Below are 25,892 nucleotides of genomic sequence, written 5' to 3'. Positions count from 1 at the left end.
TTATACGTCAGTTTTTTCTTTGGCGTGTACGTCGATGGTCTCGTCGCTTTTCACGCGCTGCGTGACCGCGTCGGGAGATTTATCGTCTTTGGCTTCGTTCATGCCTTTCTTGAAGCCCTTGACGGCGCCGCCGAGGTCTTCACCCATGTTGCGAATTTTTTTCGTGCCAAAAATCAGGGCGACGATGACCAGAACGATTAGCCAGTGCCATATGCTTAAACTACCCATAATACGATCTCCGATTATGCGGCGGGAGCCGCACGTTTGTCCCAGGGGCGTGCGCCCCCAATTATGTGAAAATGCAGGTGGGCAACTTCTTGCCCGCCGTCTGTTCCGTTATTGGCAACCACCCTGAACCCCCCTTCTGGACCAGGCCTGCAGCCGTTATCGGCCGCCAGTTGGGGCACCAGCGCCAGCATTTTGCCTAGCCATGAAGCGTCGTCAGATTGGATGTCCTGTAGTGACACGATATGGCGTTTTGGTATAAGTAGCAAGTGTACGGGAGCCGCGGGATTTATGTCGTGGAAAGCGAAGAAATCTTCATCTTCATAAACTTTCTTCGACGGAATCTTGCCGCTCGCAATTTTGCAAAATAGACAGTTATCGCTCATGGTGTGCTCGTACAAAGTGATCAGTTTTCGAGGCGGCTGGCTTTTTCGCTCAGGCCCGACGTGCCCTCGCGCCTTGCCAGTTCGGCAAGGACCTGTTCGGGGCGCAGGCCGTAGTGGGCCAGGGCCACCAGGCAGTGAAACCATAGGTCGGCCGTCTCGCTGACGATGCGGTCAGGGGTGTTGTCTTTGGCGGCCATCACCAGTTCGGTGGCTTCTTCACCTATTTTCTTCAGGAAAGAGTCCGGTCCACGCGCCAGCAACTTGGCGGTATACGAACTGGAGGGGTCGCCGCCGTTCTTGGGCAGGCGCGATTCCAGAGTGTCGGCCAGGCGGGCCAGAATAGTCGAAGTGTCTTGCATTATTTGTAGATCAGTTCAGGGTCTTTAAGGACGGGATCGGTAATGGTCCAGACGGCGTTGTCGCCATCGCCGTCCAGGCGGCGAAAAAAACAGCTTTCGCGACCAGTATGGCAGGCAATGCCACCCTGCTGTTTGATCTTGAGCAACAGAACGTCGCCGTCGCAGTCCAGGCGCAGTTCGTGCACAATTTGCACGTGGCCGGATTCTTCGCCCTTGCGCCAAAGTCGCCGCCGCGAGCGCGACCAATACACGGCGCGCCCCGTTTCGAATGTTTCGGCCAGCGCTTCGGCATTCATCCAGGCAACCATCAATATGTTGCCTGTTTCAGCATCTTGCGCAATGGCCGGAATCAGGCCGTTGCTATCGAAAGTTATGGCGGCGAGCCACGTTGTATCGTGCTTCATGCCGGTAAGCGTACCTTAATACCCTGTTCGGCCATGAATCTCTTGGCTTCCTGAACCGTATATTCGCCGTAATGGAAAATGCTGGCGGCCAGGACGGCGCTGGCGCGCCCCTTCGTGACACCATCGGCCAAGTGCTGCAAATTACCGACGCCACCTGACGCGATGACCGGTACTGCTACCGCATCGGACACGGCGCGGGTCAGTTCAAGGTCGAAGCCCGATTTCGTACCATCGCGGTCCATGCTGGTCAGCAGTAGTTCGCCGGCGCCATATTCGGCCATCTTGATGGCCCATTCCAGTACGTCGATACCCGTGGCCTTGCGTCCGCCATGAGTGAAAAGTTCCCATTTGGCGGGTTCGCCAGGAGCCGAGACGCGGCGTGCGTCGATGGCGACCACGATGCATTGCGAGCCGTGGTAATCAGCCGCCGCGCGGACCAGTTCCGGGTTGGATACGGCGGCGCTATTGATGGACACCTTGTCGGCGCCGGCGTTCAGCAGACGTTGGATGTCGGCCACTTGCCGCACACCGCCGCCCACTGTCAGGGGAATGAACACCTGGCGTGCCACCGATTCAATGATGGGCAGGATCAGGTCGCGCGCATCGCTGGTCGCGGTGATGTCAAGAAAGGTGAGTTCGTCGGCGCCTTGCTCGTTGTAGCGCTGTGCGATTTCAACGGGATCGCCAGCATCGACCAGGTCAACAAAGTTGACCCCCTTGACGACGCGCCCTGCTGTGACGTCAAGGCAGGGAATAATGCGGCGCGTAAGCGTCGTGTCGTTCAGCGAGGCAGAAGCTTGGCTCATGCTGTTCCCAGCTCGTCGGCCATTTCTTGCGCAGTGGCGAAATCCAGCGTGCCTTCGTACAGACTGCGCCCCAGAATGGCCCCTTCGACGCCCTCGTGCTCGACGGCGCAGAGCGCTTCGATATCGCGCAGGTCGGTGACGCCGCCCGAGGCAATGATGGGAATACGCACATGTTGCGCCAGTTTGACGGTAGCTTCGATATTGACACCCGACAACATGCCGTCGCGGCCGATGTCGGTGTAGATAATGGCTTCGCAACCGTAATCTTCGAACTTGCGAGCCAGGTCGAGAACGTCGTGGCGGGTAAGCTTGCTCCAGCCGTCGGTTGCCACTTTGCCTTCGCGGGCATCAAGGCCGACGATGATGTTGCCCGGAAAGGCGCTACATGCGTCGTGCAGGAAGCCAGGATCTTTGACCGCCGCTGTACCAATGATGACGTACGAGATGCCGGCGTCGAGATAGCGTTCTATGGTGTCCAGGTCGCGGATACCGCCGCCGATCTGCACCGGGATGTCGCCACCCACAGCCGCAATGATCGCCTTGATGGCGGATTCGTTCTTGGGCTTGCCTGCTACTGCACCATTCAGGTCAACCAGATGCAGCCGCCGTGCCCCTTGATCTATCCATTGCGTCGCGATAGCGGAGGGGTCTTCAGAAAAAATAGTTGCGTCGTCCAGGTCACCTTGGCGAAGGCGCACACAGCGCCCGTCTTGGAGGTCGATGGCGGGGATGAGTAGCATGATCAATAGCCGATAAATTCAGTGAAAGGGAGTAAAGGAGTAATCAGTATTGCTTAAATGTCGGTGATGCCGGACGGAAATCGGTTTAGCGTGGGTATGCGTCGCAGCGCAAGATGTTATTTCGCTTCTGGATCAAGCGTGAACGCGAGGGCGAAGGGCAGACATTACTGGCGTAAGGCAAGCGACGTCGACAACGTGCACATTTGATCTAGACATGGAATTATGGATTCCAGTCAACAAAATTTCGATATAGACGCAGGCCATGGTCGGCGCTTTTTTCGGGATGAAACTGTACCGCAAAAATATTAGCCGCTGCGACCGCTGAGGTAAAGCCCTGTCCGTAGTGGCTAACCCCTACCGTGAGCGCTGGATCATCTGGTACTACATAGTAGCTGTGCACAAAATAAAAATGGCAGTCGTCGGGAATACCCGCCCACAAGGGATGGTCTTGCACCTGCTGGACACAGTTCCAGCCCATATGTGGCACCTTCAGCAGCTCGTGTTCCTGGCCCGTTTGCGCGGACGTGGCGTACTGCGGGCCGGCAAAGCGTTTGACCTGGCCGGGGAATACGTTAAGGCAGGGTACGTTGCCTTCTTCGCTGTTGCTGAAAAGCATTTGTTCGCCAACGCACACGCCCAGCAATGGCTTGGTGTTAGCAGCGCGGATCACGGCTTCACGCAGACCTGATTTATTCAACGTCCGCATGCAGTCGGGCATGGCGCCTTGGCCGGGAAACACCACGCGCGACGCTCGGTCGATTTCACTGGCCTGGTTACAGACTCTGATGTCGGCATCGGGTGCCGCGGCCTGAAGGGCCCGGGCCACCGAATGGAAATTTCCCATGCCGTAATCAACAATGGCGATTGTATTCACGAAAAGCAGCCGTTTAACGGTTTAGAGGACGCCCTTGGTCGAGGGAACAACCCCGGCATTGCGCGGATCGAATTCGGTTGCCATGCGCAAGGCCCGACCAAACGCTTTGAATACGGTTTCGCACTGGTGATGGGAATTTTCGCCACGCAGGTTGTCGATGTGCATGGTGACAAGGGCGTGATTGACAAAGCCCTGGAAAAATTCGCGCGCCAGGTCGACATCGAAGCGGCCGATGTGCGAGCGCGTGAAAGGAATGTGATAGTACAGGCCCGGGCGGCCGGAGAAGTCGATTACAACACGGGACAGGGCTTCGTCGAGCGGCACATAAGAATGGCCGTAGCGGCGTAGGCCCGACTTATCGCCCACGGCGGCTGCAAATGCTTGGCCCAGTGTGATGCCGACGTCTTCCACCGTGTGGTGGTCATCGATTTCGGTGTCGCCGTCGCAATGGATATCAAGGTCGATAAGGCCGTGACGTGCAATCTGGTCGAGCATGTGATCCAGGAACGGCACGCCGGTATTGATGGTTTGACGGCCGGTGCCGTCAAGATTGATGGAAACGCGCACACGCGTTTCGTTGGTGTTTCGGGTAATGTCGGCAGTACGCATGTTCAGGACTTCAATTTGATAGGTTAAGGCGGTATTCGGCGCTGGCGGCATGGGCTTGCAGCCCTTCGCCATAGGCCAGTGTAGCCGCTACGCGCCCCAATGTTTGAGCGCCGGCTTGCGACACATGGATAAGGCTGGACCGTTTCTGAAAATCATACACGCCCAGCGGCGAAGAAAAGCGCGCAGTGCGCGAGGTGGGCAGAACGTGATTAGGGCCTGCGCAGTAATCGCCCAGCGATTCGGAGCTATATCGGCCCAGGAATATCGCGCCAGCATGGCGGATTTTATCGGCCCATTGCTGGGGATTTTCGGTTGAGATTTCGAGGTGCTCAGGTGCAATATTATTGGCGATTTCGCAGGCTTCGTCCAGGTCTTGCACTAATATCAGCGCGCCGCGCCCGGCCAGGCTCGCGCGAATGATGTCGGCGCGGGGCATGGTAGGCAGCAGTCGGGCGATGGCCGCTTCGACTTCGTCCAGATAGCTGGCGCTGGGGCAAAGCAAAATCGCCTGGGCCATTTCGTCGTGCTCGGCTTGCGAAAACAAGTCCATGGCGATCCAGTCGGCTGGCGTGGCGCCATCGCAGATGATCAAGATTTCGCTAGGGCCGGCGATCATGTCTATGCCCACCGTGCCGAATACCCGGCGCTTCGCGGCGGCCACATAGGCGTTGCCCGGGCCCACGATTTTATCGACCGGCGACAGCGTTTGAGTGCCATAGGCCAGGGCGCCCACTGCCTGCGCGCCGCCTATGCCCCATACGCGGTCGACCCCGCCTATGGCGGCGGCTGCCAGCACCATGGGATTGCGCACGCCATCGGGCGTGGGAGTCACCATGATGACCTCGGGAACTCCGGCCACCTTGGCCGGAACGGCGTTCATTAGCACGGAGGACGGATACGCCGCCTTGCCGCCAGGCACATAAAGGCCGACTCGATCAAGCGGGGTGACCTTCTGACCCAGTACCGTGCCGTCGGCTTCGGTATAGGTCCAGGTTTGCGCGCGTTGATGATCGTGGTACACACGCACCCGTTCCGCCGCGGTTTCAAGCGCCTGGCGCTGTCCTGACGGCAACTGATCCAGCGCCGCCAGCCATTCGCGACGCTCTATTTCCAGCGCGGCAACCGAAGGTGCCGAGACACGATCGAATCGCTGTGTATAGTCAAGCACGGCGCTGTCGCCATGCTGTTGTACATTTTTAAGAATGTCCGCCGTGGCGCGTTCGATGGACTCGTCTTGCGAGGCATCAAAGGCCAGCAAAGTGCGTAGCGCAGAATTGAATGATTCGGACTGGGTGCTTAAACGTGTAATAAGGGCCATGGCTTTAACGCTGGAAAATGCAATGTATTACGAAGAGTGTATACCGTAATGGACGGCGATCCGGGCCACGAGCAGGCCCCGGGGACTATGCCGGAAGCGCCGAAGCGCGCGCAAAGGAATCGATAAGCGGCTGCAATTTTGCCGTCCGTGTCTTGAGCGATGCCTGGTTGACGATAAGCCGCGACGAGATATCGGCCACGTCTTCGACGGCCTCTAGATTGTTGGCTTTCAGCGTGCCGCCCGTGGAAACCAGGTCGACGATGGCATCGGCCAGGCCTACCAGCGGCGCCAATTCCATTGATCCGTAAAGCTTTATCAGGTCTACGTACACGCCCTTACGGGCAAAGTGCTCGCGCGCCGCGTGCACGTATTTGGTCGCAACACGAAGGCGCGAGCCCTGATGCACAGCGGCTTCATAGTCGAAACCCTTGCGCACTGCAACGCAAAGGCGGCAACGGGCGATGTTCAGGTCGACAGGCTGGTACAGGCCGCCCGGATGGTCGGCGGCATGCTCGAACAGCACGTCTTTGCCGGCAATGCCGAAATCCGCCGCGCCATATTGGACATAGGTCGGAACGTCGGAGGCCCGGACGATAATCAGCTGCAGATCGGAGCTGCTGGTTGGCAGAATCAGTTTGCGCGATGATTCCGGGCTCTCGGTGACGTGAATCCCTGCTGCCTCCAGCAAGGGCATGGTCTCGTCAAAAATACGCCCTTTGGACAAGGCGAGCGTTAAAGGTCGGTCGAGGCTGGCTGGGCTCATGCGATTTTCCGGGTTATGCGTTGAATATTGGCACCGACCGAACGTAGCTTTTCTTCCATACGCTCGTAACCGCGATCCAGGTGGTAGATGCGCTCGACCACGGTGTCGCCGTAGGCGGCCAGGCCGGCAATGACCAAGCTGGCCGAAGCCCGCAGGTCGGTCGCCATGACGGTGGCGCCAGACAGCTGCGGTATGCCGGTCACGACTGCGGTGTGGCCGTCGATGTCGATTTGGGCGCCCATGCGGCCCAGTTCCTGGACGTGCATGTAACGGTTTTCGAAAATATTTTCCACGATAACGGCAGTACCATCGGCCAGCGTATTGAGCGCCATGACTTGAGCCTGCATATCGGTGGGAAAGCCCGGGTACTCGCGCGTGCGAAAGCCGGTGGCCTTGGGACGCTTGTTCATGGAACCGCGTATCCAGTCCTCGCCGCACTCGATGGTCAGGCCTGCTTCCTGCAGCTTGTCGATAATGGCGCCCATGGTGGCGGGTGCAGCCTGGCGCAGCATGATTTCGCCGCCCGTGGCGCCTACGGCGCACAGGAAGGTACCGGCCTCAATGCGATCGGCCACGACGCGATGGCTGGCGCCATGCAGGCGATCGACGCCGTCGATGACAATGCGGTCGCCGCCGTGGCCCTGAATGCGGGCGCCCATTTTATTCAGAAGTTCCGCCAGGTCGATGATTTCGGGTTCGCGCGCCGCGTTTTCAAGGGTCGTTCGGCCCTCGGCTAGCACGGCCGCCATCATCAGGTTCTCGGTGCCGGTCACAGTGACCATGTCGGTCCGGATGGACGCGCCTTTCAGGCGTTTCGCCTTGGCCACGACAAAGCCATGTTCGATCGTGATGTCGGCGCCCATGGCCTCCAGCCCCTTGATGTGCTGGTCGACCGGGCGCTGCCCGATTGCGCAGCCGCCCGGTAGGCTGACACGGGCCTCGCCGAAACGGGACAGCAGTGGCCCCAGTACCAGAATGGAGGCCCGCATGGTCTTGACCAGTTCGTAGGGGGCTTCAAGGCTGCTTACGTTCGCGGCGTTCAGTTGCAGCGTGCCATCGTTGCCGCGCTCGGACTGCACGCCCATTTGGGCCAGCAGGCGCAGGGTCGTGCCGATGTCTTTAAGATCAGGCACGTTCTCCAGCGCGATGGAGTCGGCGGTAAGCAGGCTGGCGCACAATATAGGCAGTGCTGCGTTTTTGGCCCCCGACACCGAAATTTCGCCATTAAGGCGGTTGCCGCCAGTTATCTGCAGTTTATCCATTCGGGTTCGCCTTGTATTCGGCGGGGGTAAGGGTGCGCATGGACAGGGCGTGGATCTCGGCCTTCATGCGGTCGCCCAGTGCGGAATACACCAGTTGGTGGCGCGCAATAAGACGTTTTCCTTCAAAGGCGGCACTGACGATGATCGCTTCGAAGTGCGAACCGTCGCCCTGGACTTCAAGATGTTCGCAGGGCAGATTGTCGGCGATGTACTGGCGTACTTGTTCTGGGGTAGGCAACATAACAATTAATTCCGAAGTTTATAGCCGCTGGCCAGCAGGCGCATGGCAAACAGGCAGAGCACGGCAAATACGCCGCTGACCACGGCCAGACTTTGCCATGGCGATACGTCCGAAACAGCGAAAAAGCCGTAGCGGAAGCCGTCGATTGTGTAGAAAATGGGGTTCCAGCGCGAGACCGCCTGCCAGAAAGGGGGCAGGCTGTGTATGGAATAGAACACCCCTGATAGGAACGTGGCCGGCATGATCAGGAAGTTCTGGAACGCGGCGAGCTGGTCGAATTTTTCCGACCACAGGCCAGCAATAATGCCCAGCGTACCCATGATGCCGCAAGACAACACGCCAAAGACCAACACCCAAAGCAGGTTGTTTACCGGCAACACGACAAAAAACAGGGCCACCAGCCAGACGCAGGCGCCTACGCACAGCCCTCGGGCGATGGCAGCCAGCATATAGGCGCCGAAAATCTCGCGATGCGACAAAGGCGGCAGCAGTATGAAGACCAGGTTCCCAGTGATTCGGCTTTGAATCAGCGACGACGATGGATTTGCAAACGAATTTTGCAGCATGCTCATCATCATCAGGCCCGGGATCAGGAACGACGTGTAAGGCACCGTGTCATAGACCTGCACCCGCCCTTCCAGCACGTGGGCAAAAATCAGCAGATACAGCAGGGCAGTAAGCACCGGGGCCGCGATGGTCTGGAAAGCAACTTTCCAGAAACGCGTGAGTTCCTTGCGCAGCAAGGTCGGAAAGCCCGACCCCATGTCGGTGCGCGGCTTGATACGCGAAACAGAGCTCATGCCGTTACCCCAAGGAAGTCGTCGTCATTCATGATGCGCACGAAAGCGTCTTCCAGGTCATTGCCGCCGACCCGCGCCAATAGTGCCTGCGTGGTGTCCAGGGCAACCACGCGCCCGGCCTTCAGCATGGCGATCCGGCCGCAAAGGGCTTCGGCTTCTTCCAGATAATGGGTGGTCAGCAATATGGTGTGGCCTTCTTTGTTCAGACGAGCAATAAATTCCCATAGCGTGCGGCGTAGATCGACGTCGACCCCGGCAGTGGGCTCGTCAAGAATGATGACCGGGGGACGATGCACCAGGGCTTGGGCGACCAGCACCCGTCGCTTCATGCCGCCCGATAGCGCGCGCATATTGGCGTCAGCCTTGTCGGACAGGCCCAAATTGCTAAGAATCTCGTCGATCCAGTCGTCGTTGTTGCGTAGTCCGAAATACCCCGACTGCAGGCGCAGGGTTTCGCGAACACTGAAAAAGGGATCGTAAACGATTTCCTGGGGAACGACTCCCAGTGCGCGGCGCGACTGTTTAAAATCGCTGACGACATCATGGCCACAGACGCGGGCAACGCCCGATGTGGCGCGCGCAAGCCCGGCCAGTACGGAAATCAGTGTGGTTTTGCCGGCGCCGTTAGGGCCCAGCAAGCCGAAGAATTCTCCGTGTTCTACCGTGAAGCTGACGTCATGGAGTGCCTGGAAACCCTTTTTTCTGGGCGTCGAGGTCAGCCGTTCTTTAAGGCTGCGGGCGCGCGGCGCGTATATCTTCGAGATATGTTCTAGGGTAAGGGCAGACATAGCAATAAAAAAAGCCTGGCTCATGATTAAGCCAAGCCTCGTATTATAGGTCGGACCAGCGCTTATGGGCGTTTAGCCCCTGGTCCGCCCTGGTGCAGCGTGTGGCTTACTGGTTGCGTTGATTCAGTGCCGCGATCAGGCCATCGACGCCATTTTGGGAAATTTGCTGGGCAAACTGGTTGCGATAATTCTGAATCAGCCAGATGCCTTCCACGTTCAAGTCGTAGATTTTCCAGCCCTGAGGCGTCTTTTCCAGGCGATAGTCTATGCCGACGGCAGGCCCGTTAGCCTGCGACAGCGTTGAGCGCACCACCAGATCGGAAGCATTGATATCACCGCGGAACGGCAGCATGGCAAAGGAAGATCTCTGGTCTACTTTGGTAAACGCGCCGCTGTAAGTGCGGATAAGCGTGCCTTTGAAGGCCTGAACCAGTTCCTGTTGCTGCTTGGGAGTGGCAGTGCGCCAGTGACGGCCTGCAGCCAGACGCGTCGTCTTTTCCAGATTGACGTAGGGCAGTACATACTGGTTGACGACCTGATTGATTTTGACCAGATCGCCCGCCTTAACGGCCTGATCTCTCTTGATGGCGTCTAGCGCGTTATTGGCAACGGTCTGGACGAAATCGCTGGGCGACTTGCCGGATATGGCAGAGTCTTGGGCGTGGGCGCTACCCATGGCGAGGCCTGCCAGGCATAGAAAGCTTGCGCCCAGCAGACGCCGTGCGCTTAAAAGTGTACTGAAAGTCTTGAACATAGAGTAATTAGGTCCTCATTACTGTGCTGCCTTGGCAGCAGGATCGTTCGATGGCGCTGGGGGTGCAGCGGCAGGGTCCTCGTCGTCCGAGTAGTCCGGGAGGTTGTCCTTAGTGTAGTCGGGCACGCTCACGTCGGCGCGGCGGCTGTTGACCAGTGCTTTGCGGCGTTGCATGTAGGCATCGCGAATAAAGCTGTAACGATCAAGGGCAACTTGGTTGACGAGTTTATCGGCATCAAGAAGGCTTGCGCGAGTGTCGACGGCATACAAGCCGATGATCGAATTGCGCAAGGGAATATTATCCATCTCGAATACCGGGGTGATAGGCGAAATGCCGACGGCGATCGTTCCCAGTGTGGCCGTGCCGTCGCGTAGCGAGCTTGGCCCCAGGAAAGGTAGTACAACATAAGGACCGGAACTGAAGCCCCAGACGCCCAGCGTTACACCGAAATCGTTCTGAATGCGGCGCGAACCATTCATCGAGGCAACGTCGATACAGCCGCCTAACCCCATGGTTGAATTAAACAGCACACGGCCTAGTGTGTTGACAAAGTCATGTCCCTGACCTTGCAGGAAACTGTTTGCCGCAGACCAGACGTCGGCGACGTTATTGAAAATGTTATGAATACAGGTTTGCACCGGCTGGGGCGTAATGGTGTCGTAGCCGACGGCAATGGGTTTTAGCAGTGCACGGTCTACCGTATCGTTGAACGTGTACATGCCGCGGTTGTAACTTTCCCAGGGATCGTCAGGGTTGGAATGGCTTACCGAGGCACAGCCCACCGCGAGAGACGTGGCGCCCAGCAACGCCGCGAGACGGACAAACCGTCCGCTGGACGTGCGGGCCGGGGTAGAAATGTAAGTCATGGCTTTTTTTCAGCTTTTTTGGCAATGGCTACAGATTGTAGACATCCATTCTCTATTTTAGGGTTTTGATGCGGGTGCAGGGATCGATTCGGGGCCTGCTGTAACATCTGGTTTTATGCTGTTGTGTTCCGTCGACACTGGCGGCGCAGCCGCTGGGTCGCTTGATGCTGTACCCTGGTTGCTGGCCGAACTGTAAAGAAATTTGCTGATCAGTTCTTCCAGCACTACGGCGCTTTGCGTGTATTGAATTTCGCTATTTTGTTCGAGCATTTTGTCCTCGCCCCCTGGGGTCAGGCCAATGTATTGCTCGCCCAGTAAACCCGAGGTCAGGATAGACGCCGACGAATCGCTGGGGAAGTTGTATTGTTGTTCCAGTTCAAGCGTGGCAACCGCCTGAAAGCGTTCGTTATCGAACCCGATGCTGGCCACACGGCCAACCACCACGCCGCTGCTTTTAACCGGGGCACGCACTTTCAGGCCGCCCAGATTATCGAAATGCGCCTGCACCTTGTAGGTGGGAGCAAAGGAAAAGGAATTCATATTACCGGCTTGCAAAGCCAGAAACACCAGGGCCATGGCGCCTAATACAACGAACAGGCCTACCCAGAAATCGGTTTTTTCACGCGTCATGATTGATCCGTCTATATCGTTAATTGCTGAACATCAGCGCGGTAAGCACAAAGTCTAGTCCCAGCACAACCAGCGAGCCCGCTACCACCGTGCGCGTGGTAGCTCGGGACACGCCTTCCGGAGTCGGTTTGGCGGTCCACCCTGCGTGCAGGGCAATAAGCGTGACGGCTATGCCAAACACCACGCTCTTGATGACACCGTTCAAGATGTCTTTGACAACGTCAACGCCGCCCTGCATCTGTGACCAGAAAACGCCGGGGTCTACGCCGATAAGCACGACCCCTACAATCCATCCACCCAGTATCCCAACCATTGAAAATACGGCGGCCAGTATGGGCATCGCGATGACACCACCCCAAAAGCGCGGCACCAGTACCCGGCTTATGGGATCGACCGCCATGACTTCCATGGCGGCCAGTTGCTCGCCTGCTTTCATCAGCCCTATTTCGGCGGTGAGCGACGTGCCCGCCCGCCCGGCGAACAGCAAGGCAGTGACCACTGGCCCAAGTTCCCGAGTAAGCGACAATGCCACCAGCAATCCCAAGGCCTCTTCTGAACCGTAACGTGTCAAGGTGTAATAGCCTTGCAGGCCTAATACGAAGCCTACGAACAGCCCCGATACGGCAATAATCAACAGCGAATAATTGCCGATAAAGTGGATTTGCTTCGATACCAGGCCAGGTCGCTTAAGGGCGATTCCGCTGCGTGCCAGGATGGCGCCGGCCAGGCGCATGAATGCGCCCAGGCCGACAATGCCTCGTCGCACTTTTCCGCCTAGCGCAGTAATGGATTGAACAGGGGATGTCATGGGCGGCCCGTAGTTTGTTCCAGCCACTTCGTGAAAGCAGGTGAAGTGGGGTAATGAAAAGCGATCGGCCCGTCGGGTTCACCATTCAGGAATTGGCGTACGTAAGCGTCTTGCGAGGTCGACAGCTCTTTAGGTGTGCCTTGGGCAATCAGCGTACCCTGACCCACCATATATACCTGATCGGCGATCAGGAACGATTCGGCCACGTCGTGGGTAATCAGTACCGACGCACAATTGAGCCTGTCGGTAAGGCTGCGTATTAATTGCGCAGTAATGCCCAACGAGATCGGGTCCAGTCCGGCAAAGGGTTCGTCGTACAGGATCAGTTCGGGCTCGAGCACGATGGCGCGTGCCAGCGCCACGCGCCGGGCCATGCCGCCTGATACCTCGGAAATGTTAAGGTGGGCCGCCGCGCGCAGGCCGACGGCGTCGAGCTTGTCGAGCACCCGTTCAATAATCTGGCTTTCCGATACCTCGGTATGTTCACGCAAGGGGAAGGCCACGTTCTCGAAAACGTTCAAATCGGTAAACAAAGCGCCTTGCTGGAACAGCACGCCCATGCACTGGCGCAGTTCGCGCAGCTCGGTGTCGGATATGTTGGCCAGGTCGCGGCCAAATATGTTGATAGTGCCCCGTTGGGCGGTAATTTGCCCGGTGGCTGCGCGCAACAGGGTGGTCTTGCCTGAACCCGAGCCGCCCATCATGGCGACGACCTGTCCGCGCCGGACCTCGATATCGATGCCTTGCAATACGGTGAAGTCGCCGTAGCCCAAGGCAACGTCGGCGAACTTGACAATAGGATCAGCAGAATTTGATGGATTCATAAGGGCTAAAGCCTGACGATAAGCTGTGCATTGTAGCCTTTTGCGCTCAGATGCTTTACGCCCCGGGGAATATGCCCGGGGCGCTCCTGTCTGCTTGACTGCACTGTTTTTACCGCGGCAGGGTGCTGCTTCCCATCAGGAATTCATCGACCGAGCGTGCACACTGGCGACCTTCCCGTATCGCCCATACGATCAGTGATTGACCGCGGCGCATATCGCCGGCGGCGAAAACCTTTGCGACGTTGGTAACGTAGTCGTCGGTGTTCGCACGGGCGTTGCCACGCGGGTCCAACTCTACACCGAAGGCGTCAAGTATGTGCTTCACTGGCGAGACGAATCCCATAGCCAAGAGCACCAGGTCGGCAGGAAGCTCAAACTGCGAGCCTTCCACTTCACGCATCTTCATTTGGCCGGTGGCCTTGTCCTTGAACCACTCCACCCGCACGGCAACCAGCTTCTCGACCTTGCCGTTCTTGCCCTCGAATGTTTTGGTCGCTACGGCCCAGTCGCGTTCGCAGCCCTCTTCGTGGGACGAGGAGGAGCGCAACTTGGCGGGCCAGTATGGCCAGGTAAGTTCTTTGTCTTCCGTTACGGGCAATTTGGACATAAGTTCGAATTGCATGACCGACGCCGCGCCCTGGCGGTTGCTGGTCCCCACGCAGTCCGAGCCGGTATCGCCACCGCCAATCACAATCACGTGCTTGTCCTTGGCGGTAATCTGCTTACTGACGCGATCGCCGTTGCATGCCTTGTTTTGCTGACGCAAGAAGTCCATGGCAAAGTGAATGCCCTTCAGTTCGCGCCCCGGCACCGGTAAATCGCGCGGGTCTTCGGCGCCGCCGGTCAGGACGACGGCGTCGAATTCTTCCTGTAGTGATTCAGGGGTGCGCGTGTTCAGGCCCTCTTCCGCGTGTTCGGCAGCGCCCACATAGGTAGATGGACAAAATTCAACGCCTTCGGCTTCCATTTGCGCCAGGCGGCGATCAATGTGAAACTTTTCCAACTTGAAATCGGGAATTCCATAGCGCAGAAGGCCGCCGATGCGATTGCTCTTTTCAAATACCGTTACGGAGTGTCCGGCACGTGCCAATTGCTGCGCGCAAGCAAGCCCGGCGGGGCCGGAACCTACGACGGCGATCTTCTTGCCGGTTTTGCGCAATGGAGGAACCGGAACCACCCAGCCTTCGGCCCAGCCCTTGTCGATAATGGCGTGTTCGATGGACTTGATGCCCACCGGGTCGTCATTGATGTTCAGCGTACAGGCGGCTTCGCAAGGAGCTGGGCATACGCGACCGGTGAACTCCGGAAAATTATTGGTGGAGTGCAGAACGTCCAGTGCCGTGTGCCAGTCTTGCCGATAGACCAAGTCATTCCAGTCGGGAATGATGTTGTTGACCGGGCATCCGCTGGTACAAAACGGGATGCCGCAATCCATGCAGCGAGCCCCCTGCTGCCTGGCCTCGCTGTCGTCGAGCGTACGAATGAACTCGTGCCAGTGCTTTACCCGTTTTAGTGGTGCCTCGTAGGTTTCTTTCACGCGTTGAAATTCAAGAAAGCCGGTGACTTTGCCCATTTTTTTTCCTCAGGCAGCAATTGGTTGTAGGTTGACCGCGCGCCAAAGCTCACCCAGAGCGCGACGGTATTCAATGGGCATGACCTTGACGAACGACAGGCGGGCACGATCCCAATCGTCCAGGACATCGCGCGACCGGAAGCTGCCGGTGTAACGGTAGTGGTCTTCGATCAGACGGCGCAAAATCGTTTCATCGGTTTCGCGTTCGCCGCCGCGAACGGCGCTATGCCAGGTTTCCGGCTCGTCCTGGCTGCGTTGCTCGGCATGCGAAATGACGCGCTCCAGTTCGACCATGGCCAGGTGGCAGCGTCGGCGGAAGGTGTTGTCCGGGTCCCAGACATAGGCCACGCCGCCCGACATGCCAGCCGCAAAGTTGCGTCCGGTCGCGCCCAGCACCACAACGGTTCCGCCCGTCATGTATTCGCAACCGTGGTCTCCGGTGCCTTCCACGACGGTGGCGGCACCGGAATTACGCACCGCAAAACGTTCGCCGGCCACGCCATTGAAATAAGCTTCGCCCGATAAGGCGCCGTACAACACCGTGTTGCCGGCAATGATGTGATCAGGCCCAAAACCGCGGAAGTCGTTGGGCGAGCGCACCACAATCCGGCCGCCCGACAGGCCCTTGCCGACGTAGTCATTCGCCTCGCCCACCAAGTCCAGGGTGATACCGTGGGCCAGGAAGGCGCCAAAGCTTTGACCGGCAGCACCGTTGCATTGAATATGTATGGTGTCGTCGGGCAGGCCTTCGTGGCCGTAACGGCTCGCCACCACCCCGGACAGCATCGCGCCTATGGTGCGATTGCGATTGCGTACCGGGGTAATGAACGAGACTTTCTCGCCGCGTTCGATCGCTGCTTTGCTGCGTTCGATCAGTTGATGATCCAGCGCATGATCCAGCGCGTGGTCCTGGTCTTCGGTTTGAAATAGGGGACCTGTCGAGGGCACGGCATGGAAGACGCGGCTGAAGTCCAGGCCTTTTGCCTTCCAGTGCTCGATGCCGGGGCGCATATCCAGCAGGTCGACGCGTCCGATCAGTTCGTCGAACCGGCGGATGCCCAGTTGGGCCATGATTTCACGAACCTCTTCGGCGACGAAGAAGAAGTAGTTCACCACGTGTTCCGGCTTGCCCTGGAATTTCTGGCGAAGCACAGGATCTTGCGTTGCCACGCCCACCGGGCAAGTGTTCAAGTGGCATTTGCGCATCATGATGCAGCCTTCAACGACCAGCGGTGCGGTCGCAAAGCCGAACTCATCGGCACCCAGCAGGGCGCCGATCGCGACATCGCGGCCTGTTTTCATCTGGCCGTCGGCCTGCACCCGGATGCGACTGCGCAGATTGTTCAAGAGCAGCGTTTGCTGGGTCTCGGCCAGGCCCAGTTCCCACGGTGTGCCGGCATGCTTGATCGACGACACGGGCGAAGCGCCGGTACCGCCGTCGTGTCCTGCAATGACCACGTGGTCCGCTTTGGCCTTGGCGACCCCGGTGGCGACCGTACCGACACCCACTTCCGACACCAGCTTGACCGATATCGACGCCTTTGGATTCACATTCTTCAAGTCGTGAATCAATTGCGCCAGGTCTTCGATGGAATAAATGTCGTGATGCGGTGGGGGCGAGATCAGGCCCACGCCAGGCACCGAATAGCGCAGTTTGGCGATGTATTCCGTTACTTTATGGCCTGGCAGTTGGCCGCCTTCGCCGGGCTTGGCTCCTTGCGCCATCTTGATCTGGATCTGGTCCGCGCTAGCAAGGTATTCGGCCGAGACACCGAACCGTCCCGAGGCCACCTGCTTAATACGCGAGCGCAGGGAATCCCCCGCGGCCAGCGCCACATCGGCTTCGATGCGGTCCGATCCCAGGAAAGAAGCAAGCGTATCGCCTTTCTTGACGGTGCTTTTGCCAGCACGCATCTCGGCGCGATAGCGCAATTCGTCTTCGCCGCCTTCGCCGGTATTCGATTTGCCGCCGATCCGGTTCATGGCGACGGCCAGGACAGTGTGGGCCTCGGTCGAAATCGAACCGAGCGACATGGCGCCAGTGGCAAATCGTTTCACGATATCCTTGGCGGATTCAACGTCGTTCAACGGTATCGCGCGGGCGGGGTCGACCTTGAATTCGAACAGGCCGCGCAGCGTCATGTGACTGCGCGACTGATTGTTCACGAGCTGGGCATATTCCTTGTACGTGCTGTAGTTATTGGCACGCGCGGCGTGCTGCAGCTTGGCGATGGAGTCCGGCGACCACATATGGTCTTCGCCGCGCACGCGCCAGGCGTATTCGCCACCGGCGTCCAGCGCATTGCTCAGGACCGGGTCATTGCCGAAAGCGGCCCGGTGTATGCGCAACGCTTCTTCGGCAACTTCGAATATGCCTATGCCTTCAATATTGCTGGCGGTGCCCGCAAAGTACTTGTTGATCAGGCTGGAGTTCAGGCCGACCGCCTCAAAAATTTGCGCGCCGGTATAGGACATATAGGTCGAAATGCCCATCTTCGACATCACCTTGTTCAAGCCTTTGCCGATCGCCTTGATGTAGTTCTTGGTAGCCACTTCGGGCTTTTCCATCGTGGCCAGTGTTTCCAGGGCCAAGTACGGGTGGATGGCTTCAGCGCCATAGCCGCCCAGCACGGCAAAGTGATGCACCTCGCGCGCCGATCCCGTCTCGACCACCAGACCTGTCTTGGTGCGCAAGCCGGCATGAATCAAATGCAAATGAATAGCCGAAGTCGCCAGCAGGGCGGGGATGGCAACACGCTCGCTGTCGACATTCCGGTCGCTGATCAGCAAGATGTTGTAGCCGCTAAGAACAGCGTCGGTGGCGTTCGAGCACAACGAGGCGATACAGGCTTCAATACCATCGGGACCCCAGGCGGTGGGGTAGGTGATATCCAGTTCGTAGCTACGGAACTTGTTCGAAGTGATCTTTTCGATGTTGCGGATTTGCGCCATGGCGGCGACATCCAGTATGGGTTGCGCCACTTCGAGACGCAATGGCGGGTTAACGTTATTGATATCCAGCAGATTGGGCTTGGGGCCAATAAACGACACCAGCGACATCACCAACTGTTCGCGGATGGGATCGATGGGCGGATTGGTGACCTGCGCGAACAACTGACGGAAATAGTTGTAGAAAGGCTTGGATCGGTCCGAAAGGACCGCCAGTGGGCTGTCGTTGCCCATGGATCCCATCGCTTCTTCGCCCGTTGCCGCCATGGGCTCCAAAATAACCTTGTAGTCTTCTTGCGTCCAGCCAAACGCCTGCTGGCGATCCAGCAGCGACGCCACTTTGGGGGCAGGGTGCTCGAGCTTCTGCGCCGGTAGCGATTCCAGCTTCAGGCGCAGTCGTTCGATCCATTGACGATAAGGGCGCGTGTTGGCCAGCTGCGATTTGATCTCAAGGTCGTCAATTATGCGGCCTTGTTGCAAATCGATCAGGAACATCTTGCCGGGTTGCAGACGCCATTTCTTGATGATCCGGTGCTCGGGAATGGGCAGCGTCCCGGCTTCCGACGCCATGACCACCATGTCGTCGTCGGTGATCAGGTAACGGGCCGGGCGCAAGCCGTTGCGGTCGAGCGTGGCGCCAATCTGGCGGCCGTCGGTAAAGGCAACGGCGGCTGGACCATCCCATGGCTCCATTAGCGCGGCGTGGTATTCGTAGAAAGCGCGGCGGTTTTCGTCCATGTCGGAATGCTGTTCCCAGGCTTCGGGAATCATCATCATCATGGCGTGCGCCAGCGAATAGCCGGACATCACCAGCAGCTCGAGACAATTGTCGAACGTGGCCGTGTCGGACTGCCCCTCGTAGACGATGGGGTAAAGCTTGGGCAGGTCGTTGCCCAGTACCGCCGACTGCATGACGCCTTCGCGGGCACGCAGCCAATTGAAGTTGCCCTTGACGGTATTGATCTCGCCGTTGTGGGCGATCATGCGGTAGGGGTGGGCCAATGGCCAGGCAGGGAAAGTGTTGGTCGAAAACCGTTGGTGCACCATGGCCAACGCCGAAACGGCGCGCGTATCGGCCAGGTCGCGGTAATAGCTGCCCACCTGGTCGGCCAGTAGCAAGCCCTTATAGACAACGGTGCGCACCGAGATCGAGGGTACAAAATATTCCCGCCCGTGCGCCAACTGCATATGCTGAATGGCATGGCTGGCGGTTTTACGGATAACGTACAGTTTGCGCTCTAACGCATCGGGCACCATGATGTCATTGCCGCGGCCAATGAACAGCTGCCGAATAACCGGTTCACAGGCGCGTACCGTGGGTGACATCGGCATGTCGCGGTCAATCGGCACATCGCGCCAGCCTAGAACCACCTGGCCTTCGTCGCGCACAGCGCGTTCCAGCTCTTGCTGACAGGCCAGCCGCGAAGCCATTTCCTTGGGCAGGAACACCATGGCGACGCCGTATTCGTCGGGCGGCGGAAGATCGACGCCCTGAGCGGCCATATCTTCGCGATACAAGGCGTCGGGGATCTGGATGAGTATTCCCGCGCCATCGCCCATCAGTTCGTCTGCGCCGACCGCACCGCGATGGTCCAGATTCTCCAGAATCTTCAATCCCTGCTGAATAATGGAGTGGCTCTTGCGCCCTTTGATATGGGCGACGAAGCCGACGCCACAGGCGTCGTGTTCGTTGGCTGGGCTGTACAGACCCTGAGCCGAGGGGGCCAGGTTCGAGGCGGGCCGTGTCGGCGAAGCAATCACCGTAGGCTTGCGCCGTGAGGGCAGGCCGATGCCGGACGCGTCGATCGCGACAGCAGGAATGGACGAAGCTGTTAGAGACTGAGACATAAGGGACTCGTAGGTCGATTGACACGGGTTAAGACAAGCCTGCGGTCGTGGGCAAGACCCGCCCGGACACCAGAAAAGGTGCTTTGGTGCACTGCAGTAGGGAAAAGATACTGCTGAAAATTCACTTTTACAAGCGGAAAATGTGGGGTACGTCCCTTTTTATTTGCTTATAAATATATCTATGTCATAATTGGGGACGCACTTAATTCATTGATTATAAAAGGAGAAAAAAATGATCTTTAAGACGCTAGCTTCAATTCCAGGTCTGCGAAAGCCACGGATACTGCTAAAAAAATGGGCAGTGAATCGCGAAAGGGCGGCACGCTTGCAACGGGCAGGCCAGGAAACCAACCACAACGACCACAAGCTTGATGGTGGTATGGGGGCGGTTTTCTTTGGCTCGAAAGTGCGCGTATAACGCGCTACGGGTAGTTAAGCGCCCTGCTCCGGCAGGGCGTTTTTGTTTTCTGACGCGGTGCTTTTGCGCGGCCGGCCTCTTGGGGCGGGCGCAGTACGGCGCGAAGCGCTGCTTTCGAGCTTGGCCAGGAAGGGTGCTTCCCCCAATACCCATTGGCCAAACAACGCCTGCTCAATGCGTAAGCGTTGCGCGGCCGACAAACCCTGGTGCATACGCTCGCGATACGTGGCCTGCCGTGCAAAAGGCGTATTGCCGTCCTGCCAGTAGTCCATATGGTCGGTAACAATAACGTCGTTGCGGGTATTTGCCCCGGTGTGCCCTGGGGCAGATGACCATGGCCAGCTTTCCGCCTTGTCGACATAGTGCATGGTTACCGGCAATGACTCCAGCCATATCAGGGCCGGGATCACCCACCTGCCGGGTTCCACCAGCGCACTTCGATACCTGCCATTGAATACGCGTCCGTGGCGCATGCCGGTCGCCATGCGGCGGCCCAACGACTGAATCAGTCGGGAAAGGCTTTGTGCGTCGGGCGGTGTATTCAGTAATGTGAGGCGATCGTTCATCAGCACCCAACCGTGCACCGCCACACCGAGGTCGCGCGAGTCTTGATGCAGCCACCCTAACAAGCGATCGAGTTCGGCCGCCGGGGCGGGATCCGATGGGCCGGCCAGCGGGTAGGCGAATTCCGCCTGCACTAACTGCGGTATATGCGGTGCGTAAAGACGGGGCAATCTGGCCATAAAAAGCGGCTGTTCCGGTTGCGTGATGACTGCTATTCTAATCCCCATGGCAGAACGCGAACTTCAGCTTGTATGGCATGCACATAGCAAAATAATGAACTACTCTATTCACAGCTTGCTACTTTAGGGGGTATTACTATGCAGCCTGGTCAATCGGGTCAACAAGCCGGCGCAGATAGCGCGCGATTTCACATTCGCAAGGTGGCGGTGTGCGGTGCAGGAGTCATGGGCGCCCAAATCGCTGCACATTGCGTGAATGCGGGCGTACCGGTTGTGCTGTTTGACCTGCCCGCCAAAGAAGGCGACAAGAATGGCATTGCCAGGCGCGCCATTGCGCAGCTTGCCGGGCTAAAGCCTGCTCCTTTGGGTAGCCCCGACCTGGCGGCATCGATTACCCCGGCCAACTACGACGACGATATGCATCAATTGGCTGCTTGCGACTTGGTCATCGAAGCCATTGCCGAAAGGCTGGACTGGAAGCGCGACCTTTATCATAGGCTGGCGCCCGCGCTGAAACCCGACACCATTATCGCCAGCAACACGTCCGGCTTGTCGATTACCGAACTATCCGCGGCGTTGCCCGAATCGCTGCGCCATCGGTTTTGCGGCGTGCACTTTTTCAATCCGCCGCGCTACATGACGCTGGTTGAACTGATACCCACTGCTCACACAGACCCTCGGCTGTTGGATATGGTCGAAACCTTCCTGGTATCGCAGTTGGGCAAGGGCGTGCTGCGGGCCAAAGATACCCCCAATTTCATCGGCAACCGCATCGGCGTCTTCGGCATATTGTCGGTGTTCGAGCAGGCCCGCAAGTATGGCCTTAGCTACGATCTCGTCGACGAATTGACCGGCACACGTCTGGGGCGCGCCAAATCAGGCACGTTTCGAACGGCCGATGTCGTAGGTCTGGATACCCTGGCGCTGGTCATACGCACCATGCAGAACCAGCTGCCCAGCGACCCTTTTCACGCGCATTTCGGCGTGCCTGAGGTGCTTTCCGGGCTTATCGAGCATGGCGCCCTTGGGCAGAAAACCGGCGCCGGGTTCTACCGCAAGCAAGGTAAGGCCATCCTGCGCCTGGATCCGTCCACGCAGGAATACGTGCCGGCCGAAGCCAAGATCGACGACACCGTCGCCGCCATACTCGCCGAGCGTGATCCGGCCAAAAAGCTCAGGGCGTTGCACGACTCCGATCACCCTCAGGCCCAGTTTTTATGGGCGGTACTGCGCGACAGCTTTCATTACAGCGCGGTGCACCTGGCGGATATCGCCAATAGCGCGCGGCAGGTAGACCTCGCAATGAAGTGGGGCTTCGGCCATACGCAGGGTCCGTTTGAAATCTGGCAAGCCGCCGGGTGGCACGACATCGCCACCTGGATCGACCAGGACATCAAGGCGGGTAAGGCATTGTCGAATGCCGCCTTGCCCGATTGGGCCATGCGCGGGCCGGTCTGGGAAGCCCGGGGTGTGCATACGGCGACCGGTTCGTGGAACCCGAAAGAAAAACGCTTCGAGGGCCGCAGCACCTTGCCGGTGTATCAGCGTCAGGTGGCGGCGCCGCGCTTGGTGGGCGAGACAGAAAGCGTGGACACCAAGGTGGTGTACGAAAACGATGCGATTCTGTGCTGGACATTGCCTGCGCCCCATCCGACCGATGTGCTGATTGTGTCGTTCAAGACCAAAATGCACACGCTTAGCCCTGACGTGGTACGCGGCATTGTTCATGCGGTTGACCTGGCCGAAACATCATTCAAGGCCTTGGTCATTGGCCAGACCGATGACCCCTTTTCAGCGGGCGCCGATCTCAAGGCCATGCTGCCCGCTTTCACGCAGGGTGGGGCCGCCGCGGTGGAACCCATCGAACGCGAAATGCAAGACATGGTCTTGCGTCTGCGTTATGCGCAGATACCGGTGGTGGCCGCGGTGGGCGGCCTGGCCTTAGGCGGTGGATGCGAGCTTGCTGTGCATTGCGCGCGCCGGGTAGCCCATTTTGAAACCTATATTGGTTTGGTCGAAGTGGGCATTGGTCTTGTGCCGGGGGCGGGGGGGCTGACGTTTTGTGCGCGCCGTGCGGCCGAACTCCAGGCAGAGGCGGCGCCTGATGCACCATTGCTGGCCTTTCTTAAAAAGTTTGCTTTGGCCGTGGCCAGTGCGCAAGTATCGAGCTCGGCCTTGGATGCCCGCAAGATGGGTTACCTGCAAGCCTCGGACCCTGTTGTCATGAACCGACACGAGCTTCTCTACGTGGCGGTTCGCGAGGCACGCAGCTTGGCGGAAGGCGGCTGGCGTCCGCCACTGCCCCGACGTTTTCCGGTGGCTGGCCGCGATAGCATAGCCACCCTTAAAGCGCAGCTGTTGAATATGGAGGTGGGCGGGTATATCTCGGAATATGACTTTGTCGTTGCTGAAAAAGTCGCCTACGTTTTATGCGGCGGCGACGTCGACCCTGGGTCGATGGTTGACGAAGCATGGATGCTAAAGCTTGAACGCGAGGCTTTTCTTGGCCTGCTGGTTCAAGCCAAAACCCAGGAGCGCATTGCCGGCATCTTGAAAACCGGCAAGCCCGTTCGCAACTAGTTCCGTTGCCAAATCAAGCGCGAACGCCAGGCCCAAACCGTACTGGCGTCAGGCAAGCGACGTCGACAACGTGCAGGCTTGATTCAGAAATGGAATAAGCAGGCCGAACCTACAGGAGTCAGGCATGAGCACACTGCAACAAGCGTATATCGTTGCTGCTACCCGCAGTCCCATCGGCAAAGCGCCGCGCGGCGTTTTTTTGCATACCCGGCCCGACGACTTGCTGGCCACGGTCATTCAGGGCTTGCTTGCGCAACTACCCGGCCTTGATCCGAGCGCCATCGAAGACGCTATCGTGGGCTGTGCCATACCCGAGGGCCCCCAAGGGTTGAATGTGGCGCGTATTGGCGGTTTGCTGGCAGGCTTGCCCGCGTCCGTCGCCGGCGTCACCGTCAACCGCTTTTGTGCGTCCGGTCTTACCGCCATCGCCATGGCGGCGGACCGCATACGCGTGGGCGAGGCCGATGTCATTATCGCGGCGGGCACCGAATCCATGAGCCAAGTGCCCACCCTCGGGGTCAGCACCTCGTTCAGTCCCACGCTTTTCGCCCAAGACGAAAACCTGGGAATCGCTTATGGCATGGGTTTGACGGCCGAACAGGTTGCCACACGTTGGAAAGTCTCGCGCGAGGATCAGGACGCATTCGCCCTGCAATCCCACCAGCGCGCGATTGCCGCGCAGAAGGCCGGCGAGTTCGCGGACGAAATCCTGCCCATCGACGTCGTAACCCGTAGTCCTGATTTGGGCAGCGGCGACATCACCGTAAGCCATAGAACGGTCACCCTGGACGAAGGCCCGCGCGCCGATACCAGCCTCGAGGCGCTGGCGAAACTGCGTCCAGCTTTCGCAGCCAAAGGCAGCGTCACCGCCGGCAACAGCTCGCAAACCTCTGATGGCGCCGGCGCCCTGATGGTAGTCTCCGAGCGGGCATTAAAAACCCATAATCTCACTCCCCTGGCCCGCTTTGTGTCCTTTGCCGTGCGCGGTGTGCCCCCTGAAATCATGGGCATAGGGCCGAAAGAAGCCATTCCCCATGCCTTGAAGCTGGCGGGCCTGTCGCTGGATCAGATCGGCTGGATTGAATTGAATGAAGCATTCGCGGCCCAGGCATTGGCTGTCATCCGCGACCTGGGACTGAACCCGGATATCGTCAATCCACTGGGCGGTGCCATCGCTTTGGGCCATCCTTTGGGGGCGACCGGCGCCATCCGGGCGGCGACCGTGATTCATGGCTTGCATCGGCGAAACCTTGACTATGGAATGTTGACCATGTGCGTAGGCACTGGCATGGGCGCTGCTGGGATCTTTCAGCGCGTTGTTTAATACTGGCGCCGTCGCAGGGACGGCGCCTCCATCCACCGCAGAACTGATATGCTCTAACCCCGCCTGACGCTTTCCACTCCCCTAATGACCCCTCTCCGAATGCAGTTGCTATTGATCGGCACCATGGCCATTTGGGGTGTGAATATCTCGGCGATCAAGGTTTTGACCAGTCATCTGGATCCCTTGCTGGTGGCCTGCCTGCGCATGGTGCTTGCGGCGCTAATCATCAACCTGACATTGCTGTCGTCCGGTCGGTCGCTAGGCCTTTCACGGATATCGTCGGGCCAATGGCTGCGTTTCATATTGTGCGCGGTCCTCATGGTCTACGGAAACCAGATTTTTTTCACCACCGGCATGCAAACGGCCAGCGCGACCAATTCGTCGCTGATCATGGCACTAAGCCCCTTGGTCGCGTCCATCCTTGCGGCAGCGATCTTCCGCGAACGGCTTACCGGCGTGCGGCTGCTTGGTATTGGGCTGGGTTTCGGAGGCGTGTTCGCGGTGGTTTTCAGTAATTCGGATGCCGCGTTGGCGGGAGCGAGTTGGGGCGACGCGCAAGTGTTCACCGCCATGTTCAGCTTCGTGGCGGGGGGCATGCTGATTCAGGCCTTGGCCCGGCAGTTCAACGCCTTGGTGATCAGCAGTGTCATCTACACGATAGGCGCCTTGCTGCTTTGCCTGCACTTGCTTCTCAGCGACACCGTCGAGTTTAGTTTCGCTGCCTTGCGCGCGATGGGCTTGTGGCCTTTTTTCCTGCTGGTGTTTTCAGGAGTCGTCGCCACCGCCATGTGCAATATGTTGTGGAACCGAGCGATTGCCGAGCTGGGCGTAGCGCGCACGTCAGTGTTTCAGTACTGGATCCCTGTCTTTGGTGTGGGTTTCGCCATCCTGTTGCTAGGTGAACCATTCAGCGCCTGGCACTTGGCAGGAGTCGTCGGGATTCTGCTGGGCACCTATCTCGGGACGCGGCGCCCCAAGCCAGCAAGTTAAGCAGCATTG

At 58.5% G+C, this 25,892-nt stretch carries 26 protein-coding genes; 4 read left to right on the top strand and 22 right to left on the bottom strand.

Going from position 1 to position 25,892, the window contains the following annotated elements; all coding sequences use genetic code 11:
• The 21 genes from tatA to EKL30_RS10265 form a co-directional block, all read right to left on the bottom strand.
• Positions 1 to 228, bottom strand: a complete 228-nt coding sequence (gene tatA, locus EKL30_RS10365) for a Sec-independent protein translocase subunit TatA (protein ID WP_126707154.1) — start codon at positions 226 to 228, stop codon at positions 1 to 3.
• A gap of 14 nt (positions 229 to 242) precedes the next feature.
• Positions 243 to 611 (bottom strand): histidine triad nucleotide-binding protein, encoded by a 369-nt coding sequence (locus tag EKL30_RS10360; RefSeq protein WP_126707153.1) that lies wholly within the window; start codon positions 609 to 611, stop codon positions 243 to 245.
• A gap of 20 nt (positions 612 to 631) precedes the next feature.
• Positions 632 to 970 (bottom strand): phosphoribosyl-ATP diphosphatase, encoded by a 339-nt coding sequence (locus EKL30_RS10355; RefSeq protein WP_126707152.1) that lies wholly within the window; start codon positions 968 to 970, stop codon positions 632 to 634.
• Positions 970 to 1,374, bottom strand: coding sequence for a phosphoribosyl-AMP cyclohydrolase (gene hisI / locus EKL30_RS10350; protein ID WP_126707151.1), 405 nt, complete (start codon positions 1,372 to 1,374; stop codon positions 970 to 972). The genes EKL30_RS10355 and hisI overlap by 1 nt, the downstream gene beginning before the upstream one ends.
• Positions 1,371 to 2,180: an imidazole glycerol phosphate synthase subunit HisF gene (gene hisF / locus EKL30_RS10345; RefSeq protein ID WP_126707150.1), complete on the bottom strand. Its 810-nt coding sequence runs from the start codon at positions 2,178 to 2,180 to the stop codon at positions 1,371 to 1,373. The genes hisI and hisF overlap by 4 nt, the downstream gene beginning before the upstream one ends.
• A complete protein-coding gene (gene hisA, locus EKL30_RS10340; protein ID WP_126707149.1) occupies positions 2,177 to 2,920 on the bottom strand; it encodes a 1-(5-phosphoribosyl)-5-[(5-phosphoribosylamino)methylideneamino]imidazole-4-carboxamide isomerase in 744 nt (247 codons plus the stop codon). Before hisA ends, hisF begins: the two co-directional genes overlap by 4 nt.
• 220 nt (positions 2,921 to 3,140) lie before the next feature.
• Positions 3,141 to 3,794: an imidazole glycerol phosphate synthase subunit HisH gene (gene hisH, locus EKL30_RS10335; protein WP_126707148.1), complete on the bottom strand. Its 654-nt coding sequence runs from the start codon at positions 3,792 to 3,794 to the stop codon at positions 3,141 to 3,143.
• 21 nt (positions 3,795 to 3,815) lie between these two features.
• Positions 3,816 to 4,403 (bottom strand): imidazoleglycerol-phosphate dehydratase HisB, encoded by a 588-nt coding sequence (hisB, locus tag EKL30_RS10330; RefSeq protein ID WP_126707147.1) that lies wholly within the window; start codon positions 4,401 to 4,403, stop codon positions 3,816 to 3,818.
• Positions 4,404 to 4,413: 10 nt separating this feature from the next.
• Positions 4,414 to 5,721 (bottom strand): histidinol dehydrogenase, encoded by a 1,308-nt coding sequence (hisD, locus tag EKL30_RS10325; RefSeq protein WP_126707146.1) that lies wholly within the window; start codon positions 5,719 to 5,721, stop codon positions 4,414 to 4,416.
• Between the two features lie 85 nt (positions 5,722 to 5,806).
• The gene (gene hisG, locus EKL30_RS10320; RefSeq protein ID WP_126707145.1) at positions 5,807 to 6,484 is read right to left on the bottom strand and encodes an ATP phosphoribosyltransferase; all 678 of its coding nucleotides are present in this window, start codon (positions 6,482 to 6,484) and stop codon (positions 5,807 to 5,809) included.
• A complete protein-coding gene (murA, locus tag EKL30_RS10315; protein ID WP_126707144.1) occupies positions 6,481 to 7,746 on the bottom strand; it encodes a UDP-N-acetylglucosamine 1-carboxyvinyltransferase in 1,266 nt (421 codons plus the stop codon). Before murA ends, hisG begins: the two co-directional genes overlap by 4 nt.
• The gene (locus tag EKL30_RS10310; protein ID WP_199748534.1) at positions 7,739 to 7,987 is read right to left on the bottom strand and encodes a BolA family protein; all 249 of its coding nucleotides are present in this window, start codon (positions 7,985 to 7,987) and stop codon (positions 7,739 to 7,741) included. Before EKL30_RS10310 ends, murA begins: the two co-directional genes overlap by 8 nt.
• A 5-nt stretch (positions 7,988 to 7,992) precedes the next feature.
• Positions 7,993 to 8,787 carry an ABC transporter permease gene (locus EKL30_RS10305; RefSeq protein ID WP_126707142.1) on the bottom strand — a complete coding sequence of 265 codons (795 nt, stop codon included), beginning with the start codon at positions 8,785 to 8,787 and terminating at the stop codon, positions 7,993 to 7,995.
• A complete protein-coding gene (locus EKL30_RS10300; protein ID WP_126707318.1) occupies positions 8,784 to 9,575 on the bottom strand; it encodes an ABC transporter ATP-binding protein in 792 nt (263 codons plus the stop codon). The genes EKL30_RS10305 and EKL30_RS10300 overlap by 4 nt, the downstream gene beginning before the upstream one ends.
• A 106-nt stretch (positions 9,576 to 9,681) precedes the next feature.
• Positions 9,682 to 10,329, bottom strand: a complete 648-nt coding sequence (locus tag EKL30_RS10295; protein ID WP_126707141.1) for a phospholipid-binding protein MlaC — start codon at positions 10,327 to 10,329, stop codon at positions 9,682 to 9,684.
• 18 nt (positions 10,330 to 10,347) lie between these two features.
• Positions 10,348 to 11,196: a VacJ family lipoprotein gene (locus EKL30_RS10290; protein ID WP_126707140.1), complete on the bottom strand. Its 849-nt coding sequence runs from the start codon at positions 11,194 to 11,196 to the stop codon at positions 10,348 to 10,350.
• Positions 11,197 to 11,253: 57 nt separating this feature from the next.
• Complete coding sequence (mlaD, locus tag EKL30_RS10285; RefSeq protein ID WP_126707139.1) at positions 11,254 to 11,826, bottom strand: outer membrane lipid asymmetry maintenance protein MlaD; 573 nt, start codon at positions 11,824 to 11,826, stop codon at positions 11,254 to 11,256.
• A 19-nt stretch (positions 11,827 to 11,845) separates the two neighbouring features.
• Entirely contained in the window at positions 11,846 to 12,634 is a 789-nt protein-coding gene (gene mlaE / locus EKL30_RS10280; protein WP_126707138.1) for a lipid asymmetry maintenance ABC transporter permease subunit MlaE, read from the bottom strand.
• Positions 12,631 to 13,458 carry an ABC transporter ATP-binding protein gene (locus EKL30_RS10275; protein WP_126707137.1) on the bottom strand — a complete coding sequence of 276 codons (828 nt, stop codon included), beginning with the start codon at positions 13,456 to 13,458 and terminating at the stop codon, positions 12,631 to 12,633. The genes mlaE and EKL30_RS10275 overlap by 4 nt, the downstream gene beginning before the upstream one ends.
• A 109-nt stretch (positions 13,459 to 13,567) precedes the next feature.
• A complete protein-coding gene (locus EKL30_RS10270) occupies positions 13,568 to 15,031 on the bottom strand; it encodes a glutamate synthase subunit beta (RefSeq protein ID WP_126707136.1) in 1,464 nt (487 codons plus the stop codon).
• 9 nt (positions 15,032 to 15,040) lie between these two features.
• Entirely contained in the window at positions 15,041 to 19,828 is a 4,788-nt protein-coding gene (locus EKL30_RS10265; RefSeq protein ID WP_126707135.1) for a glutamate synthase-related protein, read from the bottom strand.
• Positions 19,829 to 20,060: 232 nt separating this feature from the next.
• Between EKL30_RS10265 and EKL30_RS10260 the strand changes: the two genes are divergently transcribed.
• Positions 20,061 to 20,246: a hypothetical protein gene (locus EKL30_RS10260; protein ID WP_126707134.1), complete on the top strand. Its 186-nt coding sequence runs from the start codon at positions 20,061 to 20,063 to the stop codon at positions 20,244 to 20,246.
• Between the two features lie 14 nt (positions 20,247 to 20,260).
• Here the strand turns inward: EKL30_RS10260 and EKL30_RS10255 are convergent, their stop codons facing one another.
• Entirely contained in the window at positions 20,261 to 20,989 is a 729-nt protein-coding gene (locus EKL30_RS10255; protein ID WP_126707133.1) for a hypothetical protein, read from the bottom strand.
• Positions 20,990 to 21,127: 138 nt separating this feature from the next.
• Between EKL30_RS10255 and EKL30_RS10250 the strand changes: the two genes are divergently transcribed.
• From EKL30_RS10250 to EKL30_RS10240, 3 genes are all read left to right on the top strand, one after another.
• Positions 21,128 to 23,569, top strand: a complete 2,442-nt coding sequence (locus tag EKL30_RS10250; protein WP_126707132.1) for a 3-hydroxyacyl-CoA dehydrogenase/enoyl-CoA hydratase family protein — start codon at positions 21,128 to 21,130, stop codon at positions 23,567 to 23,569.
• A 124-nt stretch (positions 23,570 to 23,693) separates the two neighbouring features.
• A complete protein-coding gene (locus EKL30_RS10245; protein ID WP_126707131.1) occupies positions 23,694 to 24,893 on the top strand; it encodes an acetyl-CoA C-acyltransferase in 1,200 nt (399 codons plus the stop codon).
• A gap of 84 nt (positions 24,894 to 24,977) precedes the next feature.
• Complete coding sequence (locus EKL30_RS10240) at positions 24,978 to 25,883, top strand: DMT family transporter (RefSeq protein WP_126707130.1); 906 nt, start codon at positions 24,978 to 24,980, stop codon at positions 25,881 to 25,883.
• Positions 25,884 to 25,892: the final 9 nt, after the last annotated feature.

Origin of the sequence: Candidimonas sp. SYP-B2681, assembly GCF_003971065.1 — a bacterium.
GTDB lineage: Bacteria > Pseudomonadota > Gammaproteobacteria > Burkholderiales > Burkholderiaceae_B > Pollutimonas.
The sequence above is the reverse complement of the archived record's forward strand: the minus strand, read 5'-3'. Positions and strand labels throughout refer to the sequence as shown.

Coding starts and splice junctions, on each gene's coding strand:
- EKL30_RS10270 (WP_126707136.1), bottom strand. CDS start 15,031: ATGGGCAAAGTCACCGGCTTTCTTGAATTTCAACGCGTGAAAGAAACC.
- EKL30_RS10310 (WP_199748534.1), bottom strand. CDS start 7,987: ATGTTGCCTACCCCAGAACAAGTACGCCAGTACATCGCCGACAATCTG.
- EKL30_RS10305 (WP_126707142.1), bottom strand. CDS start 8,787: ATGAGCTCTGTTTCGCGTATCAAGCCGCGCACCGACATGGGGTCGGGC.
- hisD (WP_126707146.1), bottom strand. CDS start 5,721: ATGGCCCTTATTACACGTTTAAGCACCCAGTCCGAATCATTCAATTCT.
- EKL30_RS10260 (WP_126707134.1), top strand. CDS start 20,061: ATGATCTTTAAGACGCTAGCTTCAATTCCAGGTCTGCGAAAGCCACGG.
- hisG (WP_126707145.1), bottom strand. CDS start 6,484: ATGAGCCCAGCCAGCCTCGACCGACCTTTAACGCTCGCCTTGTCCAAA.
- EKL30_RS10275 (WP_126707137.1), bottom strand. CDS start 13,458: ATGAATCCATCAAATTCTGCTGATCCTATTGTCAAGTTCGCCGACGTT.
- hisI (WP_126707151.1), bottom strand. CDS start 1,374: ATGAAGCACGATACAACGTGGCTCGCCGCCATAACTTTCGATAGCAAC.
- EKL30_RS10355 (WP_126707152.1), bottom strand. CDS start 970: ATGCAAGACACTTCGACTATTCTGGCCCGCCTGGCCGACACTCTGGAA.
- EKL30_RS10300 (WP_126707318.1), bottom strand. CDS start 9,575: ATGTCTGCCCTTACCCTAGAACATATCTCGAAGATATACGCGCCGCGC.
- EKL30_RS10245 (WP_126707131.1), top strand. CDS start 23,694: ATGAGCACACTGCAACAAGCGTATATCGTTGCTGCTACCCGCAGTCCC.
- EKL30_RS10295 (WP_126707141.1), bottom strand. CDS start 10,329: ATGTTCAAGACTTTCAGTACACTTTTAAGCGCACGGCGTCTGCTGGGC.
- EKL30_RS10250 (WP_126707132.1), top strand. CDS start 21,128: ATGCAGCCTGGTCAATCGGGTCAACAAGCCGGCGCAGATAGCGCGCGA.
- EKL30_RS10240 (WP_126707130.1), top strand. CDS start 24,978: ATGACCCCTCTCCGAATGCAGTTGCTATTGATCGGCACCATGGCCATT.
- tatA (WP_126707154.1), bottom strand. CDS start 228: ATGGGTAGTTTAAGCATATGGCACTGGCTAATCGTTCTGGTCATCGTC.
- hisB (WP_126707147.1), bottom strand. CDS start 4,403: ATGCGTACTGCCGACATTACCCGAAACACCAACGAAACGCGTGTGCGC.
- hisF (WP_126707150.1), bottom strand. CDS start 2,180: ATGAGCCAAGCTTCTGCCTCGCTGAACGACACGACGCTTACGCGCCGC.
- EKL30_RS10360 (WP_126707153.1), bottom strand. CDS start 611: ATGAGCGATAACTGTCTATTTTGCAAAATTGCGAGCGGCAAGATTCCG.
- EKL30_RS10290 (WP_126707140.1), bottom strand. CDS start 11,196: ATGACTTACATTTCTACCCCGGCCCGCACGTCCAGCGGACGGTTTGTC.
- EKL30_RS10265 (WP_126707135.1), bottom strand. CDS start 19,828: ATGTCTCAGTCTCTAACAGCTTCGTCCATTCCTGCTGTCGCGATCGAC.
- EKL30_RS10255 (WP_126707133.1), bottom strand. CDS start 20,989: ATGGCCAGATTGCCCCGTCTTTACGCACCGCATATACCGCAGTTAGTG.
- mlaE (WP_126707138.1), bottom strand. CDS start 12,634: ATGACATCCCCTGTTCAATCCATTACTGCGCTAGGCGGAAAAGTGCGA.
- murA (WP_126707144.1), bottom strand. CDS start 7,746: ATGGATAAACTGCAGATAACTGGCGGCAACCGCCTTAATGGCGAAATT.
- hisA (WP_126707149.1), bottom strand. CDS start 2,920: ATGCTACTCATCCCCGCCATCGACCTCCAAGACGGGCGCTGTGTGCGC.
- mlaD (WP_126707139.1), bottom strand. CDS start 11,826: ATGACGCGTGAAAAAACCGATTTCTGGGTAGGCCTGTTCGTTGTATTA.